The sequence below is a fragment of the Dyadobacter jiangsuensis genome (genome assembly GCF_003014695.1).
Lineage (GTDB): Bacteria > Bacteroidota > Bacteroidia > Cytophagales > Spirosomataceae > Dyadobacter > Dyadobacter jiangsuensis.
Genome location: NZ_PYAS01000008.1, coordinates 214,305 through 234,408, shown reverse-complemented (window position 1 = coordinate 234,408; position 20,104 = coordinate 214,305). Strand labels below are relative to the sequence as shown.

General features: G+C 52.6%; 13 protein-coding genes. 6 read left to right on the top strand and 7 right to left on the bottom strand.

Annotation, left to right across the window (positions count from 1 at the left end; translation table 11 throughout):
- Positions 1-2: 2 nt before the first annotated feature.
- The 7 genes from CLV60_RS17875 to CLV60_RS17845 form a co-directional block, all read right to left on the bottom strand.
- Positions 3-455 (bottom strand): FixH family protein, encoded by a 453-nt coding sequence (locus tag CLV60_RS17875; RefSeq protein ID WP_106596738.1) that lies wholly within the window; start codon positions 453-455, stop codon positions 3-5.
- A gap of 25 nt (positions 456-480) precedes the next feature.
- Positions 481-1,830: a cytochrome c oxidase accessory protein CcoG gene (gene ccoG / locus CLV60_RS17870; protein ID WP_106596737.1), complete on the bottom strand. Its 1,350-nt coding sequence runs from the start codon at positions 1,828-1,830 to the stop codon at positions 481-483.
- 6 nt (positions 1,831-1,836) lie between these two features.
- Positions 1,837-2,859 (bottom strand): cbb3-type cytochrome c oxidase N-terminal domain-containing protein, encoded by a 1,023-nt coding sequence (locus tag CLV60_RS17865; protein ID WP_106596736.1) that lies wholly within the window; start codon positions 2,857-2,859, stop codon positions 1,837-1,839.
- Between the two features lie 156 nt (positions 2,860-3,015).
- The gene (ccoN, locus tag CLV60_RS17860; RefSeq protein ID WP_106596735.1) at positions 3,016-5,175 is read right to left on the bottom strand and encodes a cytochrome-c oxidase, cbb3-type subunit I; all 2,160 of its coding nucleotides are present in this window, start codon (positions 5,173-5,175) and stop codon (positions 3,016-3,018) included.
- 45 nt (positions 5,176-5,220) lie between these two features.
- Positions 5,221-5,370 (bottom strand): cbb3-type cytochrome oxidase assembly protein CcoS, encoded by a 150-nt coding sequence (gene ccoS, locus CLV60_RS17855; RefSeq protein WP_106596734.1) that lies wholly within the window; start codon positions 5,368-5,370, stop codon positions 5,221-5,223.
- 72 nt (positions 5,371-5,442) lie between these two features.
- A complete protein-coding gene (locus tag CLV60_RS17850) occupies positions 5,443-7,911 on the bottom strand; it encodes a heavy metal translocating P-type ATPase (protein ID WP_229211022.1) in 2,469 nt (822 codons plus the stop codon).
- A gap of 124 nt (positions 7,912-8,035) precedes the next feature.
- A complete protein-coding gene (locus CLV60_RS17845) occupies positions 8,036-8,629 on the bottom strand; it encodes an OmpH/Skp family outer membrane protein (RefSeq protein WP_106596732.1) in 594 nt (197 codons plus the stop codon).
- A gap of 186 nt (positions 8,630-8,815) precedes the next feature.
- Between CLV60_RS17845 and CLV60_RS17840 the strand changes: the two genes are divergently transcribed.
- The 6 genes from CLV60_RS17840 (at position 8,816) to CLV60_RS17815 (ending at position 20,102) form a co-directional block, all read left to right on the top strand.
- Positions 8,816-9,376, top strand: coding sequence for an RNA polymerase sigma-70 factor (locus CLV60_RS17840; protein ID WP_170118809.1), 561 nt, complete (start codon positions 8,816-8,818; stop codon positions 9,374-9,376).
- 77 nt (positions 9,377-9,453) lie between these two features.
- Positions 9,454-10,425: a FecR family protein gene (locus CLV60_RS17835; protein WP_106596730.1), complete on the top strand. Its 972-nt coding sequence runs from the start codon at positions 9,454-9,456 to the stop codon at positions 10,423-10,425.
- 280 nt (positions 10,426-10,705) lie between these two features.
- Entirely contained in the window at positions 10,706-14,272 is a 3,567-nt protein-coding gene (locus CLV60_RS17830) for a SusC/RagA family TonB-linked outer membrane protein (protein ID WP_106596729.1), read from the top strand.
- Between the two features lie 10 nt (positions 14,273-14,282).
- Positions 14,283-15,887, top strand: coding sequence for a RagB/SusD family nutrient uptake outer membrane protein (locus CLV60_RS17825; protein ID WP_229211021.1), 1,605 nt, complete (start codon positions 14,283-14,285; stop codon positions 15,885-15,887).
- A 250-nt stretch (positions 15,888-16,137) separates the two neighbouring features.
- A complete protein-coding gene (locus CLV60_RS17820) occupies positions 16,138-18,855 on the top strand; it encodes a PQQ-dependent sugar dehydrogenase (RefSeq protein ID WP_229211020.1) in 2,718 nt (905 codons plus the stop codon).
- Positions 18,856-18,899: 44 nt separating this feature from the next.
- Positions 18,900-20,102: a n-acyl-d-glucosamine 2-epimerase gene (locus CLV60_RS17815; protein WP_106596727.1), complete on the top strand. Its 1,203-nt coding sequence runs from the start codon at positions 18,900-18,902 to the stop codon at positions 20,100-20,102.
- The last annotated feature ends 2 nt before the right edge of the window (positions 20,103-20,104 follow it).

The following is a 20,104-nucleotide window of genomic DNA, read 5'->3' as shown; positions in this document are numbered from 1 at the left end:
GGTTAAAGATTGTTGTGGTCAACCACCACCACGCCCTCGCTCCAGTAGGTTTCATTTCCGCCTTTCCAGTCGACCTGGATTTTGTAGCGTCCTGCCGGGATTTGCGACAATGCCACGGTCTGTCCGTTACCGTTCGAGTCGATTGCAAACTGTCGGTCGTTTCGGTTGTCGGACGGGCAATACATGCGGATCTGGCCCGAAATGCTCGAATCGGCAAAGGTTGCCGGGTATCGGATTTGTAAGGCATTATCCTTGATTTGCCAGGATAATGGCTCTGCAAGCTCCGCAGCGCGTTGCAGCTTGTCGATCTTCCCCTGGAATTTCAGCTCTTCCTCGTAGTAATGATCCGTGACAAGATCGATTTTCTGCCCGGCGCTCATTCCGACCAGCAGCAGTATCATCGATACAAAGCTGATATAAACGGCGGCAATAAGTGCTTTCCAATTGACTTTCATGGTGATTTATAAATAGGTTAATACATTATTCTTCCGGTGCGATGAAGGTGGTCTCGAAGGTCTCCAACTGCTGGTTACCCTGTGAAACCGAAAGTTTTAGTACCGTTTTTCGGCTTTTTAATTCAGATTTTGGAATAATCACAAACACGGTTCCCTCGGACATCCCCGCAGCTTCGAGCGTCAGATCGGGTGATCCGGCGAAAAGAAGCTTGCCGTGCGGGGAGTCGAGGTGGAGGGAGGGCTTGATGATATGATTCGTTTTGTTGAATATTTTGAAGGTGTACAGGTTGCTGATCGTGCCGTCGCTGTTCTCGATGTAACGGCTGCCCGGCGCACGGAAAAGGGTGGTTTGCGTGTCGGTGCGCGTGGCCACCACGAACCCCAATGCCGACCAGAGCAATAACAGCACCGCCGCATAACCCCAGGTTCGCGGGGTGATTACCTTGGCGGTTTTCCTCTCGATCACATTTTCGGAAGTGTATCGGATGAGGCCCCTGTCAAATCCCACTTTTTCCATAATCGCATCGCAGGCATCAATGCAGGCCGTACAGTTCACGCATTCCATTTGGGTACCATTCCGGATATCGATGCCGGTAGGGCATACCGCCACGCATTGGAAGCAATTGATACAATCGCCTTCGGTACGGTCGGAGCCTTTGTGCAATTTCCCTCTCGGCTCACCGCGCCCGTGGTCGTATGCGACATTGATGGAGTTCCTGTCCAGCAGCACGCTTTGCAGGCGGCCGTACGGGCATACCACCGTGCAGGCCTGCTCCCGCAGCCATGCAAAGTTCCAGTAGAATACCCCTGTGAAAATGACAATGCCGGAAAAGAGGCCGATATGGTCTTCAATGGGCTCGGAAATGATCTTGTAGAGCTCGTCGGTACCCAGCACATAGGCCAGTAGCAGGTTGGCGATGGCAAAGGAGATGATCAGAAAAATGGTGTATTTCAAACCCTTTTTCAGGACTTTCTCCGAAGTCCATGGCGCTTTGTCCAGCAGCTTTTGTTTCCCGGCGTCGCCTTCAATGGCATATTCGATTTTACGGAAAACCATTTCCATGAAAACGGTTTGCGGACAAGCCCAGCCGCACCATAACCGCCCGAAAACGGTGGTGAACAACACGATGAACACAAAAAATGAAAGCATCGTAAGCCCGAAGAGCCAGTAATCCTGCGGCCCGATAAAGATCCCGAAGAGGATGATTTTCCTTTCGAGTACATTCAACAGCACCAGCGGCTGCCCATCCATCCGGACGAACGGCGTAACGAACAGCAATGCGATAATCACAATGCTGAACACTACACGGCGGTTATGCCATTTACCTTCCGGGCGTTGGGGGTAAAGCGGACGACTTTCCGGGCTCGTTTTCATGGGTACTTACTTTTTGGCCACTGTTTCGTCGTTGAAAAGCTCGCCTTGCGGCTCTTTGGCGTTGGCTGGTTTAGTGCCTTTGAGGGACAATACGAAGCTCGCTACCTTCTGAATGTCGGTAGGGGAAAGCTGTTTCTCCCAGGAGATCATCCCCTTTTCAGGCACACCATATTTGATTACCTTGAACACATTGTGAATACCGCCGCCGTGCAGCCAGTAATCATCCGTGAGGTTGGGCCCTACGGCACCGCCACCTTCGGTTCCGTGGCAGGCAGTACATTTTTCCTGGAAGATTTTCATCCCTGCGTCCACTCCGGCCTTGTCGGTGAGCAGCGTGACGGAGTTTTCGTCCATGCTCGCACCTACTTTTTCCATGTAAGCCTTTTTCTCGGCTTCGGCAGTGGCAATTTCCTTTTCCAGCTCGGCAATTTGAAGGTCACCGAGTCCGCTGAAATAGTAAGCGGAGTAAACCACGGCAATGAAAATGGTGGTGTAGAATAGGAATTGCAGCCAGGGGGGCATGCGGTTGTCGAGTTCCTGAATGCCGTCGTAATCATGACCGTCGATCAGGATATCTTTTTCGTCCTTCAATGCCACGCTGATACCCCTGAATTTCTTCCACCAATGCGCGCTGAAAATGTGGGTAGGTTCCTGGTTCGATGCGTGGGCGGTTTTATTGAGCAACCGCATGGCCGATGCCAGCAATACCGCCAGCTGAATCATCAGGAAAACCAATCCGGCGAGCACCACGCACAGGATCAGGTCGAGCCCCGAAATCGCGCGGGTTGGCTCAGTGGTCTCCTGCGCGGAGGCAGGCAATGCAATACAGGCGAGCAAAAGCAGAGATAGTAGTGTCTTTGTCGCCACGCCGTCGTTCAGCGGAATGCTGCGCATTTTGTCGAGCTTCCTTTTATCCAGCCCCCACACATAAATGAGCAGGCCGACGAAGAAAACAAAGAAGATCAGGAGGGATATGAGGGGATAAATGCCTACCCCTGCGATGGTTTCGAGATAATTCCGGAATTTCATATAGTCCGATGGGTTGAATGAATGGGTGGTCGGGTGGGGTTAGGATTTGTCATGTGTGGTCATGTGTGGTCATGTGTGGTTAAGAAGTCTTTGGTTATTCCTTGACAATTCTTGACAAAACCTGACCATACTTGACTACACATGACTAAACTTGACTTACTGACTGTTGCCGTTTTGCTTGATATCCGTCCCAAGTCGCTGCATGTAGGCGATCAGCGCGATGATCTCTTTATTCGCCGCGGTTTTGATGCCGCTTTGTTTCAGGCGTTCCTGGATTTCCTGTTCCTGCTTCACGAGATCCGTATTAGCCTGGTGTTCGTATCCTTTTTCATAAGGCACACCGAGTGTTTGCATGGCTTTGATCTTCGCTTTGGTTGTGGTCGTATCCAGGTCGTTTTCGAGCAGCCAGCCGTAGCGCGGCATAATGGAGCCCGGCGACATTGATGTCGGATCTTCCATGTGGTTGTAGTGCCAGGAATCGGGGTATTTACCGCCTACGCGCTGCAAATCAGGTCCGGTGCGTTTGGAGCCCCATTGGTGCGGGTGATCATATACAAACTCCCCGGATTTGGAATACTCCCCGAACCGCTCGATCTCGGACCGGAACGGACGGATCATCTGCGTATGGCACACATAGCAACCCTCGCGGACATAAATGTCGCGCCCCTGCAATTCCAGCGGTGTGTAGGGTTTTACACTTGCGATGGTAGGCACGTTGGATTCGACGAGGAACGTAGGGATCATCTCGATCATCCCGCCGATTGCGACGGCTATCAGGGAGAATATGGTCAATGCCAAAGGCTTGCGCTCCATTAAGCGGCGGTGCCAGTATTCGCTCTTTTCGGCGTGCCAGATTGCGCTCAATGGCATGGCTTTGGCGGTTTCAGTGGCCACAAGTTTGCCTTTCAGGGCGGTCATCCAGAGGTTGTAGATCATCACTACGAAACCTACGAGGTACAATGAGCCACCTACACCACGGAGGAAATACAGCGGTTTGAGTGCCGTTACGGTTTCAAGGAAGTTGGGGTATTTCAAAAGACCTTCCTGTGTAAACTCTTTCCACATAGAGCTTTGTACCCAACCAGCCCAGTACATGGGGATGGTATAGAATATGATACCCAGCGTACCGATCCAGAAGTGGAAATTGGCGGCTTTGGTAGAGTACAGCGGGCGGTTGTACAGACGGGGGAAAAGCCAGTAGAGGATACCGAATGTCAGGAAGCCGTTCCATCCGAGTGCGCCCACGTGTACGTGTGCCACGATCCAGTCGGTGTAGTGGGCAATGGCGTTTACATTTTTCAATGACAGCATCGGGCCTTCGAAAGTGGCCATACCGTAAGCGGTAATCGCTACCACCATGAATTTGAGCACTACATCTTCACGAACCTTGTCCCATGCACCGCGGAGCGTCATCAACCCGTTCATCATACCACCCCATGACGGCGCGATAAGCATTACCGAGAACACCGTACCCAGCGTTTGCGCCCATTCGGGCAATGCGGTGTAGAGCAAGTGGTGCGGCCCGGCCCATATGTACAGGAATATCAGCGCCCAGAAGTGTACGATCGAAAGCCGGTAGGAGTAAATAGGCCGGTTGGCTGCTTTGGGCAGGAAGTAGTACATCAAACCCAGGTAAGGAGTGGTCAGGAAGAATGCCACCGCATTATGCCCGTACCACCATTGCACCAATGCATCCTGCACACCCGCATACACGGAGTAGCTTTTCATGAACGAGATAGGAAGCTCTATGCTGTTCACCACGTGCAGCATCGCGACGGTCACAAAGGACGCAATGTAGAACCACACCGCGGCATAAATATGTTCCACACGGCGGTTAATGGTGGTCATGATGATATTGACCAATGCGGAAACCCACACCACGGCAATCGCAATGTCGAAGGGCCATTCCAGCTCGGCGTATTCTTTGGAAGTGGTAAAACCCATCGGCAGCGAGATAGCCGCGCCGAGGATGATGGCCTGCCAGGCCCAGAAATGGAAGCGGCTCAGCACGGGGCTCCATATGGGTGTCCGCAACACGCGCGGAACGGAATAGTAAAGCCCGGTAAAGAAACCGTTTCCGACAAATGCGAAAATCACCGCATTGGTATGCAGCGGCCGGATGCGGCTGAATGTCAGGAAAGGCAGGTCAAAATTCAGGTTCGGGAAAACCAGCTGTAAGGCAGCGAGTAAGCCCACGAGCATGCCTATGAGCCCGAACAGGATGGTGGCGATGGCGAAGTCCCGGACAATGCGGTTGTCGTATTGAAATTCATCCAACTCAACGGAGGCGAGGCCGGGATGGGGAACGTTTGACATAACTTGGTGGTGATAAATGGTAAAAATCAGTTCAGGTTCTGGTGGTTATGGCTTTTCGGAATCGTCGAGCAGGATGCGTACGGAAGGCGTGTAGTCGTCGTCGTAGTGGCCCTTCCGCACCGACCAGATGAATGCGCCCAGGAATCCCAGCGCCACCAGCAAACTGGCGATGATCAATAGATACAATGCACTCATGATGAGGATTGGTTAGGTGTTTTTTGATAGGTCAAAACTACCGGCGGCGCGGCCGGCAAAGGATGATGCTTCCTACGTCGTTTTTATGACATTGGTCAGTTTTTTGAGATATCGCCGTGCCGCGGCATTGCTTGCAAGCGTCGTGAACGCGACAATCGTAATGGAACTGACCGGCATCAGTATGGCGGCGATGACGGGCGAAAGGTGACCTGTTACCGCAAAGGAGAGCCCGACTATATTGTAGATCAATGAAATAGCGAAGCTCTGGCGGATGATCCGCTGCCCGCTGCGGGCGAGGGCAATGTAACCGGGCAGCAAGCTGAGCTGGTTGCCTTCCACGATCGCGTCGCAGGAAGGAGAGAAGTTGTTGATATCATCCGAAACCGCCAGCCCCACGTCGCTCTGGCGTAACGCACCGGCGTCATTCAGCCCGTCGCCCACCATGAGCACATGGCGGCCTTCGCGCTGCAGTCCGCGCACGAAGTCCAGTTTTTGTTCGGGTTTCTGGTTGAAAAGCAGCAACGCATCCTCCCCGAAAAGCGGTGCGAGCCAATCGCGGTCGGTGGGACGGTCGCCGGAGAGGAGGTAGGTACGGATACCCGCCTGGCGCAATGCGGAAAGCGTTTCGGGCAGTTCGGGCCGGTACTTGCTGCGGATCGTGAAATAACCCTTTACGACCTCGTCGATAGCCACATACACCCGGCTCGACTGCCCGGTACTTTCCTCATTGCTTACAGCCCCCACCCAGCCGGCAGAGCCGACCTTCACCATTCGTGCACCCCATTGCGCGGCCATTCCCTTGCCGCTCGTTTCCGAAAAGCCTGTCAGAACACGCCGGCTGGCGGGAATATCGGCCAAATGCTTCGAAATGAGCCTGCTCAGCGGGTGAGAGGATTGTCCCACCAGGGTTTTGATCATCACCAGTTCATCCCGCGTCGATGGCTCACCGGTAAAGTCGATTTCCGCGTCGTCGGGGAGAGTAATGGTGCCTGTTTTATCAAAAACGACCGCGTCGGTTTTCGCCAGCCGTTCGATACTGTGTGCATTTTTGGGGTAAAAGCGGTTGCGGCTGAAAACGCTCAGCAAGTTACCATTTGTGAAAGTCGACGAAAGCAGCAATGCGCAAGGGCAAGCTACCAGCAGCGTGGTCGTGAAGGCAAGGAACGCAGTTTCCGGATTTTTGTTGACAAAAAACCAGAACGCAAAAGTGACTGCCGCAATGCCCAGTACGATCAGCGAAAAGTAGCGGTTAATGCGCGCCGCCAGCGATTTATTGGCATCGTCCTTCTCGCGGGTAAATGCTTCGTTGTTCCAAAGCTGCGTCAGGTAGCTTTGTGAAACTTCGCGCAATACTTCCAACTCGATGGCCGCACCTTTCTGCTTGCCTCCGGCGTAAATGGTATCTCCTTTTCGCCTTTCGACCGGCTGCGATTCACCGGAAACAAAGCTGTAATCGACCATCGCCACCGGGCTTTGCAGCACCGCGTCGGCGGGGATCAGCTCCTCGTTTCTGACGAGCATATGGTCGCCCTTTTGGAGGTCGGTAATGGGTTTGCGGGTTTCAATGCCGTCATTCAACACGGAAATGGCGATCGGGAAGTAGGATTTATAGTCACGGTCGAACGAAACGCCTGCGTAGGTTTTGTCCTGAAAATAGCGTCCAACCAGCATGAAGAACACGGCTCCCGCGAATGAATCCAGGTATCCGGGCCCGGTTTGCGTGGCGAGCTGGTAAATGCTGATCAGGAAAACGCAGCTCAATGCAAGGGCGATCGGCGCATCGATGTTCAGATAGCGCCCTTTCAACGCCGACCAGGCCGATTTGTAAAAATCCGCCGCGCAGTAAAACAGCACCGGCAAGCTCAAAGCCAGGTTCAGAATGCCGAAAAGCGTGCGCAGGTTTTGGTCCGAAGTGTTTTGCCCCAGATGAAAATATTCGGGGAAGCTCAGCATCATAATATTCCCGAATGCAAAACCGGCAATGCCGATTTTGTAGAGCCGGGTACGGTTCCATTTACCGGCTTTCTTACCCGAGAGGTCATCCATGCTCAGGTAAGGCTCATAGCCGATGCGCGTGAGCAGCGCAGCCAGTTCGCTTAGCCGTAATGCGGGAGTGTCGAATGTAATCCTGACCTTTTTCTCGGGAAAATTCACCACCGAGCTCCGCACCGCGGGGTTGAGCCGGTAGAGGTGTTCGAGCAGCCATATGCAAGAGCTGCAATGCATTTTCGGAAGGTACCAGTAAACGGTGGTCAGGCGCCCGTCCGTGAACTCGATCATCTTGTCGTGTACTTCGGGCTGATCGAGGTGGTCGTATTTGCCTTTGTAAAATGCAGGGTCGGGCGAAATGCCTTGCGCGCCTTCGATCGCATAATACTGACAAAGATCACTTTCTTTCAGAACGCTGTAAACGGTCAGACAGCCGTCGCAGCAAAAATCGTGGTCGTCTGCATGCAGGACTTCATCGCGGCAATCCTCGCCGCAGTGGTAGCAGGCATGCCGTGTATCGGAAATGGCCTCCGGGGCCGTCAATATGCTCATGGTCATGGTCTGGATTAAACCTTATCCAAAATTGGAGCATACGACCAGCCTAACGGATGACGGAAGGGAGTGAGAAAAACTGACTTTGGTCAGGAATTTACCAATGAGTTAGCTCAACAAGTATCTACGGCTTCAAAACCTGGGGAATCCCGATTTTCCGTGTCGATGCTGCGGCGGCGTTGATGCCCAGATTCTTCATGATGTCGGATGTCAGGTTGGAAGTAGAATCGCGGGCGTAGAGGACGACGGGCCAGAGGTCGCCGCCATCCGGGTTGAGGTCCATTCGGAGAAGGAATGCGTAACCCTTCTGGCGACCGGCAAAGATGATTGCTTCATTGACTTTTTGCTTGATAGGCTCGAATTTCTTTGCGTAGTAGTCGCGCAGCTGCGCCATGGAGTTCGACTGGAAATCTTCGTAAGACTTTTTCAGGTTTTCGAGCTCGATGGCCTTGTCACGGAGAATGGCCTGATCGGCCTTGCTGGCGACGAGTTTGTCGAAAGCGTCCGATTTTAGTTTGAATTCCTCGTATTTCCCTTTCAGAATCTTGTCGTACTGATCGCTCTTCACAACGATCTCTTCATTCAGCTTCTTGAACTCGGGCATGTTTTCAAGAATGTGCTGCTGGTCGACGTAGCCGATCTTCTGGTCGGAAGTTTGTGCAAAACTGGCCGCAGTGCAGCACAGTACCATCAGAAAAAGTACAGATAATGCTCTCATTTCGAAAGGTTTGTTTGAGGTTTACAATACTCATTTAACGGTTACATAGGCATCCTGTTGTCTTAAAGATTGTTAAAATTCTCGTAAGATACCGTCGGTTTTAACCGACGGATCAGCGAACTTGCGGGCTCCAAACCCTTTCTGACAACCATCGCTTCCGAAAACCCAAATAGCACCGACGATATTTTGCTCGCCCGCATGCAAACGGGCGACAGTGAGGCTTTTGCCGCATTGTACCGTAAATACTGGCGCCGGCTTTTCGATGCTGCATACCGGCGGATCCTGTTACGCGAAGAAAGTGAGGAGATTATCCAGGAAATTTTTGTCGACCTATGGGCCAAGCGCGAAACGCTGCTGATATCGGTTTCGCTGGAAGCTTACCTGTTTGGCGCATTGCGGTACAGCATTTATAACCTGATCCGTTCCCGCAAAATCAGGGAAGCTTATCTCGAACATTTGCTGCAGACGCCCGGCGAGGAGGGTAACTACATTGAAGATCGCCTGCATTACGACGAGCTCGCACGGGCGCTGGAAAGTAGTGTCCAAAACCTGCCGGAGAAATTGAGGAAAGTGTATATGCTCAGCAGAAAGGAGCATCTTACCTATAAGGAGATTTCGGAGCGGGAGCAAATTCCGGTGGATACGGTCGAAAAGCAGATGGGTCGTGCGCTGAAAATCCTGCGGGAAAACCTGAAAGAGTTTGCCTGGGCGTGGATCGTGCTGGAAATGTGGGATTTGTATCCATAGAAAAAAAAACTGCGCCGGTCGTGGCGGTAACCGCGCCGGAATGTTACTATATCAAAAGCGGAGAAGTATATCGACGAATGGACAAAGATCGCTTGCTGTATTTACTGGAAAATGACAAGAGCGGACAAAACTCGCCCGCGGAGGCCGATGAGCTGGAAGCCTGGTACCGTTCCGCGGAAACGCGTCCGGCATTGACGGATGGGCTGTCTGCCGATGGCTTGTCGGCGTTGGAAAACAAGATCTTCGCGCGGATAGAAAGGGCAAATATTGAGTCGCAGGAGTCGGTGGAAGAACTGCCGGTTGGTAAGCCCGGCTGGTTTGCCTGGGGCAAAGTTGCGGCCGCAGTATTGTTCCTGATCGTCGCGGGGATCGGCTTGTATATGTTTCAGCGGCAAAGCGGCCGCATTACCGAACGCACCGCCTTTGGGGAAACCCGTGTGCTGACGCTGCCCGATGGTTCCGAAGTGACCCTGAATGGCAACTCGGTGCTTTCGTATGATGCCGAATGGTCGGATTTGCGCGAGGTACTGCTGGAAGGCGAGGGGTATTTCAATGTCGTTCATACCAAAGACCACCGGAAGTTTCGCGTGCGCACAGGAGCAGATTTCAGCCTCGACGTGCTCGGTACCCAGTTCAATGTCAGCAAACGCGAAAGCGGCACGCGGATAGTGCTCGACGAAGGGAAGGTCCGTTGTAACCTGGGCGACTCCGAAAAGGATACGCTGGTTCTACGGCCGGGCGAGATGGTGCAGTTCCGCAAGAAGCCATCGGACTACCAGCGCGAACGCGTAGAAACCGGCCTTTACTCTGCCTGGAAAGACCACAAGCTGGTTTTCAAAAACACTTCACTTCGGGAGGTTGCCGGGATATTGCGGGATACCTATGGCCTGGAAACGGAAGCCAGCCGCCCCGAACTGCTCGATCGCCAGATTTCCGGCTCCGTTCCGACGGATAATGTAGACCTCCTTCTTCAAGGCCTCGCCGAGGCATCAGCAGTAACCATCACGCGTGACGGCGACCTGTTGACGATCGAATCCAAATCAAGATAATCCCAGAACTTACATACACCGGTAAGGATAGCTTTTGATTTTCTAGTTAATAATTTAATTTAGTAATTATTAAAATTTACTAAGTATGTATTTTAAATGGAAGTAATATGATGCTTTTGTACTGCTTAGAAACGGACATTTAAAAAATTTTCAAAAAAAGTTAGACCCAGCATGGCGGTAGGCCAAATGAAACGGTACTCTATGTTTAGAATCGCGAAATAATGTGGTACGCGTTCGGAATTTGGCCATTTAAACAAACCCTGTTAAAGCGCTTTCGCCTATGAAACGACTGTTCACTACTCTTAACCTGATCGCCATTTGCTGTTGTGCCGTGTTTGCGGCGCACGCGCAAGACGTTGCGCTGTCGAAGGCGACCCCGTCGAAGGCGACCCCTTCGCGGCTTGCCTCCGTCAGTTCCGGGGGCGACGCCCGGCCCCGCCAGGCGGTAACCCTGGAATCGAAACTTCGTGAGCTGGAAAAACAATTCAATGTATCCTTCCTGTACAACTCGGGCTATGTCAACGGTAAAACCGTGAAGGAATCCGGCAAGGCTGGCTCGCTGGAACACTCGCTGCGTAAAATTCTGGAACCTAATAATTTGTCTTTCAAGAAGCTGCGCGACAATTTCTATGTGATCTATATTAAAGACGAATCCACCGAAAAGACCGGTGACCGGCCCGATGCAGAGCGGAAAACATCGTTGGAGCAGCAGCCGACCAGTCAGTTGCAATCGACGCAGCCGGTGAATACCCTGGCCTCCCTGTTTAAGGGTGCGGCGGAACGTAAGGTCGCGAATGTAGCGCTGACTGTCTCCGGTGTGGTAGCCGACGCCGTTTCGGGCGAGCCGTTACCTGGTGCCAGCGTGATTGTAAAAGGCTCGGGTACAGGTACAACCACAAATGGGGAGGGGCGGTATGAGCTACCTAACGTGCCAGAGAATGCGACGTTGGTCTTCTCGTTTATCGGCTACCTGTCGGCTGAGACACCCGTGGAAAACCGTTCGGTGATCGATATGAAGCTTTCGACGGACTCGAAGTCGCTTTCGGAGGTGGTGGTCGTGGGATACGGTACTGTTTCCAAAAAGGATGTGACGGGCTCGGTGGCCTCGATTGGGGGTGACGAGATTCGGAATATGCCTGTGCGCTCTGCTACGGATGCGTTGCAAGGCAAGGCTGCGGGCGTGATGGTGATGCAGTCGAGCGGGAGCCCGGGCTCTGCGGGTATCGTGCGTATACGCGGGATCGGTTCGATCAATAACTCCAATGAGCCGCTCTACATTGTCGACGGACTACCTCAAACGGGGATCGGATGGTTGAATCCGAACGATATCGAGACGATGGATATTCATAAGGATGCATCCGCCGCTGCCATTTACGGTTCGCGTGCTTCGAATGGTCTGGTGATCATCACCACCAAAAAGGGTTCCAAATCAGAGTCGATGAGCGTTTCGTTCGATAGCTATTACGGCTTGCAATCGCCCTGGAAGCGCCCGCATATGCTGAATGCGGAGGAGTTTATCGATTATAAAAACCGTGCAGCCCAAGCGGTAGGCGTTACTCCGCCGATTTCTCCGGATATGAAAACACAGGCGCTCAACTTTGTACGTACGAATACAGGTCCCAATGGTACCGACTGGTGGAAGCAGATTATTCATGAAAATGCGCCGGTACAGAGTTACAACATCACGGTTTCGGGTGGTAGTAAAAAGGTCGATTTTGCTTCGGCATTGGGTTACATGGACCAGAAAGGGATCGTTCGCGGTTCGGATTACCGTCGCATTTCGTGGCGGAACAATGTGAATGCGGACATCAACGAGCGGGTGCGCCTGGGTAGCAATATTGCCGTGGTTTACGAAAGTCGCCGCAATATCGATGAGAACAATCCTTATTCCGGGACGATTTTCAGCGCGATGACGGCCGATCCGATCACGCCCGTTTACCGCGATAATCTGCGCGATGTTCCATCTTTTTACCAGACGATTATGCAGGGGTATGATGCCAGCAACCCGTTTTCGCGGTACGCAGGGATATTGTATTCCAATAAACCGAACCCGGTAGGGCAGATCGAGCGGATGCGGCAGAGTATCTGGGAGGGTATCAGCATGAAAGGCGGTGCCAATCTGGAAGTTAAAATTTTCGAGCCGCTCAAATTCCGCAGCAATTTTGGCCTCGATATTCACAGGGGCCTATCCAAGGGCTTTACGCCGCAATATTACCTCAATGGGTATGATTACGCGACTTACAACACGATCAGTAACTATTCTTATTGGTCCAACTATTTCGTTTGGGAGAATACGCTGGCATTTGATCAGGTATGGGGGCAGCATCGCCTGAATGTGCTCGCTGGTACTTCGGCGGAGCTCACGAAAGGATTGGAGTACGGTGCTTCCAAGCAGGGGGCTGTGAATAACGAGGAAGATATGCGGATTATCAATGCCGCAACGATCAATCCGGGAGCCTCAGGTTACACTTATTCCAATGCACTGAACTCCTATTTCGGAAGGGTAAGCTATTCATTTGGAGGTAAATATGTATTAACAGCTAATGTGCGCCGTGACGGTACTTCCCGCTTTGCGAAGGATTACCGCTGGGGTACATTCCCTTCGGTGTCGGCAGCGTGGAATTTCACCAATGAGGAGTTTTTCAAAGATGCCGGGCTGAAATGGCTTTCGGAAGGTAAGCTGCGTGCCAGCTACGGGCAAATCGGTAACCAGAACATCGCGAATGGTGCTTACCTGTCGACTTACGGTAATAACAGCCGTTACCTTTTTGGGGATAACAAGACCTGGTACATGGGCGCGGGTCGCGGCAGCATCGGGAACCCAATGCTGCAATGGGAGACTTCCAACCAGACCGATATCGGTATAGATCTCGCGTTTTTGAATAACAAACTGATACTCACCGCGGATTACTTCAAAAAGGCAGTTGATAATATGCTGCTTATCGTGCCTCTGCCGACTACATTGGGCTACCCCAATTTTCCCTGGTCGAATGCTGGTAAGATGGTGAACAAGGGCTGGGACTTTGCGATCGGATATGATGATGAAGTGGCTGGTTTTCAGTATGGTATCAAGGCTACGCTCTCTACTTTCAGCAACAAGGTTACCACACTCGGCGGCGGTGAGCCGATCTATTCGACGGCGCATTTGGGTGAAACCATTACCAAAACTGAGGAGGGGATGCCTGTGGGTTACTATTTCGGATGGCAGACCGACGGTATTTTCCAGACGCAGGATGAGGTTAATGCCAGTGCACAGAAAGGCCTTTCGACGGCAGGAGATATTCGTTTCAAAAACATCAATGGCGATCAGTTGATCAATGCTGATGACCGGACGAAAATTGGTAACCCATGGCCGGACTTCATTTACGGGCTTACCGTGAATGCGGCTTACAAAGGATTTGATATCAGCGCATTTGTGCAGGGCTCGCAGGGTAACGATGTGATGAATATCCTTCGTTACGACACCGAATCGGGTACGGGCTGGTACAATGCGCCGAAAGGTTTCCTCGAAAAGGCCTGGAATGGCCCCGGTAGCACCAACCAATACTATAAAATCTCGCAGAATGCCGGGTTGAACACCAATGTGTCCCAGTATTTCGTGGAGGACGGCTCGTACCTGCGCATGAAGAATGTTCAGCTAGGTTACAGCTTGCCGGAAGGTTTGTTGCAAAAAGCAAAAATTAAGCAGGTGAGGTTGTATGTAGGCGCGCAAAACCTCTTTACGATCACCAAATACAGCGGCCTCGATCCGGAAATGGGCTCGGCGGATCCCAAGCTGACGGGGATCGATCAGGGGTACTTCCCGCAGGCGCGTACATGGATGTTTGGTATCAATGCAAAATTCTAAAATATTCACTATGAAAAAGTTATCAATCATAATGCTCGCGTCGTGCCTGGTGCTGGGCGGGACGTCCTGTTCCGAAGAATTCCTCGACCGCACGCCTCCGGGCAACCTTACCGACGAAACATTTTATAAATCGCCCGATGCGGGATTTAAATCGCTGGTGACCTGTTACCGGGGTTTTGTGGGCAACTTCTGGGGCTATGAGGCGGCCCGGGCCGAACTGGGTAATATGGCTACGGACGATGCCGACAAGGGTGGTTCCGACGCCGGCGACCGCCCGTTCGTAACCGACCTCGGTTTTGGGCGCGCGCTTTCGTCCAACGAAACGCTTGCGGGTTACTGGACAGCGCGTTACAGCGCCATCGGGAACTGTAATGTGTCATTGGAGCGCCTGCCCGAGGCAAATCTCATCGACGCGAGCGGCGCACCGCTCGATCCTGTTCAGAAGAGTCGTTACCTGGCAGAAATCCGGTTTTTGAGGGCATTTTTCTACTTTGAACTCGCCGAGGTTTTTGGCGGTGTACCCCTGGTGACGAAAACACTCACTGTGGACGACCGTACCAAACTGAATCGCGCATCGGCCAAGGAGGTGTTTCAGTTCATTGAAGCCGAACTTACGGCTGCGGCGAATGATCCGGCCATGCTTTCGGCCGCCAAGTTGCAGGCTTCCGAAGTCGGGAGGGTTACCAAAGAGGCTACCTGGGCATTGCTGGCGAGGGCTTACTTGTTTTTTGCCAAAGATGATCCCGCACTTTTTGCCAAGGCGCGTGACGCCGCAAAGAAGGTGATCGACTCGGGTGCATTTGCTTTGCATCCCCAGTACCAGGAGATATTCCTGGAAAATGGGTATAAGACTAAGGAAGCCGTGTTTTCAATCATCATGGGCGATGATCCGGCGATACCGATTTATGGTAGCACCATTAATGTGTACTGTTCACCGCGTGGAGCAACCGGCGGCTGGGGTTTCGATTTGCCGACGCAAGACCTTGTCAATGAGTTCGAAGAGGGTGATCCGCGGCTGTTGTATACGGTGCTGCAATCGGGCGACCAGTTTCCGAAGGCGAATGGTACGAAAGAGGTGCTGGATTTTTCGACCTACCCGAATACCGGTTACCACAGCCGGAAAGTGTATCTGCCGGAATCGCGCCGCGGGCAAGGTTGGGGGAATGATGCCTGGACTTACCACCCGATCCGCTACGCCGACGTGCTGCTGATGTATGCGGAGGCATTGATCGAGAGCGGAGGGGATAAGAGCGAAGCGGCCGGCTACATTAACCAGGTACGTAAACGCGCTTCTACTTCGGCAAGGAAGGATATGGAAGCGGCATCGCGGGTTTTGAAAGTGGCTGAAAAACAGTTGCCTGACGTGAAAGCGGGCGATGACCTGCGGAAAGCCGTACGGCACGAACGCCGTGTAGAGCTGGCCATGGAGTATCATCGCCTGTATGACCTGATGCGCTGGAACACCCTCGTGCCGACCATGAAGGCCTATGCCGCCAAACCGTTCTCGAATGGTAAAGGCGGGAATTTCACGGCAGGGAAAAACGAGGTATTCCCTATTCCGCAGGTGGAGATCGACCGCTCGGGAGGCTCGATTGTGCAGAATCCGAACTATTAGACTAATGAGTGAATAGCCAAATGTGGTCAGGGGTTGTCAGGTTTGGCCATGTGTTTTCAGGTGTAGTCGTGGGCGAGGAATAGTTAGATAGCCCTTGGTGATCCCTGACCAGGCGCTATGACAATTCTTGACAACACGTGACAACACCTGACCATTCTTGACAACACCTGGCAATTCGTGATAATTACTAATTCAGAATTAATTACAATATATCGCCATATTTCATAAATCATTTTATTAAGTTTATTGGGTGAAAAAACTGAAATCTTCCATAGGTCTTTTGTTTGCCGGAGGGCTGTGCCTGGCTTCGGTGGGCCGGAACGACAAACCGTTGTTCCGGGATGTAGAGAATGCACGGCCGGTTCGCATGGCCGGTGTTTCGGAAGGGCCGGATTCGAGCCGGTTTACATACACCAAACTCGTGTCGGGCCTCGATGAGCCGATGGAAATGGCGATCCTGCCGAACTACGACATGGTGGTGGCTGAACGGAAAGGGGCGGTACGCTATTTCAACAATGCCACCAAAGAGCTTTCGACGATAGCGCAGTTCAATGTTTTCAGCGGTATCGAAGACGGGCTGCTCGGCGTCGCCGTTGACCCGGATTTCAAGCAGAATAACTGGATTTATTTCTACTACGGCGTTGGCGGCGAGAAGAGCGTCAGCCATTTGGCGCGCTTCGAGCTGAAAGGGCAGAACCTGATCCAGGAGTCTAAAAAAGTCCTTTTGGAGGTGCCTACCCAGCGCAAATATTGCTGCCATTCGGCGGGGTACCTCACGTTTTCGGGCGGGTTGCTCTATCTCTCGATCGGCGATAATACCAATGCCGAGGAAATCGAGGGGCATACACCGATCGACGAGCGGCCAGGTCGCGAGCTATCGGACGATCAGGCTGCTACGGCCAACAGCAATGACTACCGGGGTAAAATCCTGCGGATCAAGCCGGAAGCGGATGGTACTTACACCATTCCCGATGGTAATCTTTTTCCCAGAGATGGTTCGCAGGGCAAGCCTGAAATTTATGCGATGGGTGTGCGGAATCCGTTCCGCATTTCCGTCGATCCGAAGACTAAATACCTCTATTGGGGCGATGTAGGCCCTGATACCGAGGTGCCCGGTAGCGAGGGCAAAATGAGTTACGATGAAATCAACCAGGCCCGCAAGCCCGGCTTCTTCGGCTATCCTTATTTTTTGGGTGATAATGAGGTGTTTCCCGATTACGATTTCGCAACAAAAAAGGAAGGTCCGGGGAAGGACCCGCAAAAGCCGATCAACGATTCGCCGCATAACACGGGAATCCGCGAGCTGCCTCCTGCCCAGCCTGCGTTCATCTGGTACGGAAAAGGACCGTCTAAGAAATACCCGTTGGTAGGCAAAGGTGGCGCCAGCGCGATGGCCGGCCCGGTGTATTACAGTGATTTATATCCTAATGCGCCTTACAAGCTGCCGGAATACTACAATGGTAAGCTCTTCATCTTTGAATGGATACGGAAATGGATCATGGCCGTGACTATGGATGCGAATGGCAACTACGTAAGCATGGAGCCGTTCCTTCCTCAATTGAAGGTTGTCGCACCGATTGACATGCAAATCGCGCCCGACGGGGCCATTTACCTGCTCGCTTACGGTACCAATTGGTTTGCACGTAATACCGATTCGGGCATTATCCGGGTGGAGTATGCCGAGGGTAACCGCAATCCGATAGCGGCAGTGACGACAGGCAAGACCATCGGGGCCGCACCATTTACAGCTACGCTTTCGGCCAAAGGTTCGAAAGATTACGATGCCGCCGATAAGCTGACCTACGAGTGGAAGATCGGGACTAAAAAACTCGCGGGCGAAGAGATCAAATACACCTTTACCAAACCCGGCACTTATAATGTGGTATTGACCGTCTCCGACCAGAACGGGGGAAAGGGAACCGCTACCACCGAATTCAAGATCGGGAACACGCCGCCGGATGTAAAAATCGAGACGAAGGCGAACCGCAGTTTTTACTGGGATAATGCTCCGTTTGATTACAGTATCAAGGTTACGGACAAGGAAGACGGCAATATCCAGCGTGCCAAAATTCATGCGGGCTTCACCTACCTCGCTTTCGGAAAAGACCTTGCCGGAGCGTTGTCGGGCTCGGAAGCGGAGAATATCCGGTATGCAGCGACGGCGAAATTGTACGCTTCGCTCGATTGCAAGGCTTGCCACACGCTGGAAACCAAGTCGATTGGCCCGGCATTGAAGGATATTTCCAAAAAATACACGGGTAATGCAGGCGCTGCGGATATGCTTGCGCGCAAGATCATTACCGGCGGGAGCGGAAACTGGGGTTCTTACCCAATGCCGCCTCATGCCGATCTGCCCGAGAAAGATGCGAAGGAAATAGCGGGTTATATTCTTTCATTGGGCAAAAATGCGGAGCAGACGCCGCTTTCAGCCCAGCTGAAACTGACGGAGCATATTGGTAAGGGCAACGAGGGCGCTTACGTGTTGCAGGCTTCCTACACCGATAAGGGCGCGAATGGTATCGGTCCGCAAAAGACAGCCAGCCATATTGTGCTGCGTAATCCGCTGGTGCAAATGGAGGATTACCAGGAAGGGAATGTGGGTGTGGTGATCGCGACTCAAAACACCGGCTACGTTTCCTATATCGCGAACATTACCAATGGAAAATATACGCGGTTCAACCAGATTGACCTCACGCACATCCGCAATATCCGTCTGCGCATTCAGGAACACGGCGCCGGCGGTACGATCGAGTTGCGCCAGGGAGGTCGTGAAGGCCAGCTGCTGGGCAAAGTAGAGATTCCCGGCGGGCGGCTGGACGACCTCAAAGCCGGTTGGAAAGAAGTATTGTTGCCGGTAAGCGGTAGCAAGGGCGTGCAGGACCTTTACCTGGTTTTCAGGAATGAAAAGGCCAAAGGGGCGCTGTTCCATATCGATTGGATGTACTTCGAAAACGATTTTAATCCCTAACCTTTAAAATGCAGGACTATTCCTGAACCTTAACCTAACCTTTCATGCAACCCGAAAAGTATATTGACCAGTACCGTCACGCACTGCTGAACGATGTGATTCCTTTCTGGATGAAAAATTCCCCCGACCGCGAATCGGGTGGATTTTTCACCTGCCTCGACCGCGAGGGGAAGGTGTTCGACACCGATAAATTTCTTTGGCTCCAATGCCGGCAGGTATGGTGCTTTGCCATGCTGTACAATCAGGTGGAGGCACGGCAGGAGTGGCTGGATATGGCGCTTTCGGGTGCGAAATTTTTGCAGGAGCATGGGCGTGAGCATGGGCACGGGCGAGACGTCCGCGCCAGCTGGTATTTTTCGCTGGACCGCTATGGGAATCCGCTTATGCAGCCGCATAGTATTTTTTCGGATTGCTTTGCTACCATGGCATTCGGCCAGCTGTATAAGGCTACGGGCAATGCGGAATTCAAAACCATTGCCACGGACACTTTTTACAATATTTTGAAAAGGCAGGGCAACCCGAAAGGGATTTACAGCAAGGCTGTGCCCGGTGCGCGGCCGCTGGAAAGTTTCGCCCTGCCGATGATCCTGTGTAACCTGGTATTGGAAATCGAGTCGTTGCTGGAACCGGCCTTGGTGAGCGAAGTGATCGAACGCGGTATCGACACCGTGATGAACAAGTTTTATAAGCCCGAGCTGGGTGTAATCCTGGAAAATGTCAGTCCGGACGGTTCTTTTTCGGATTCGTTCGAGGGTCGGCTGGTTAACCCCGGCCATGGCCTGGAATCGATGTGGTTTATGATGGACCTGGCCGAACGTACTTCCGACGAGCAGCTGGCACAGCGGGCGGTCGATATCGCGATTCAGCTGGTGGAATACGGCTGGGACCATGAACATGGCGGGATCTTCTATTTTATGGATGTAAAAGGGAACCCGCCCCAACAGCTCGAATGGGACCAGAAGCTCTGGTGGGTGCATATGGAAACGCTTATCACGCTGCTCAAAGGCTACCTGCACACGGGCGACGAGCGCTGCGCACACTGGTTTGAGCGCATGCATGAATACACGTGGAGCCATTTCCCGGATCCCGAATACGGCGAATGGTTCGGTTACCTCAACCGCCAGGGCGAGCCGCTGCTGACATTGAAAGGCGGTAAATGGAAGGGTTGCTTCCACGTGCCGCGCGGATTGTACCAATGCTGGAAAACGTTGGAAGCCATTCAATCGAAAGTGTCCTTAAACGTCTGACT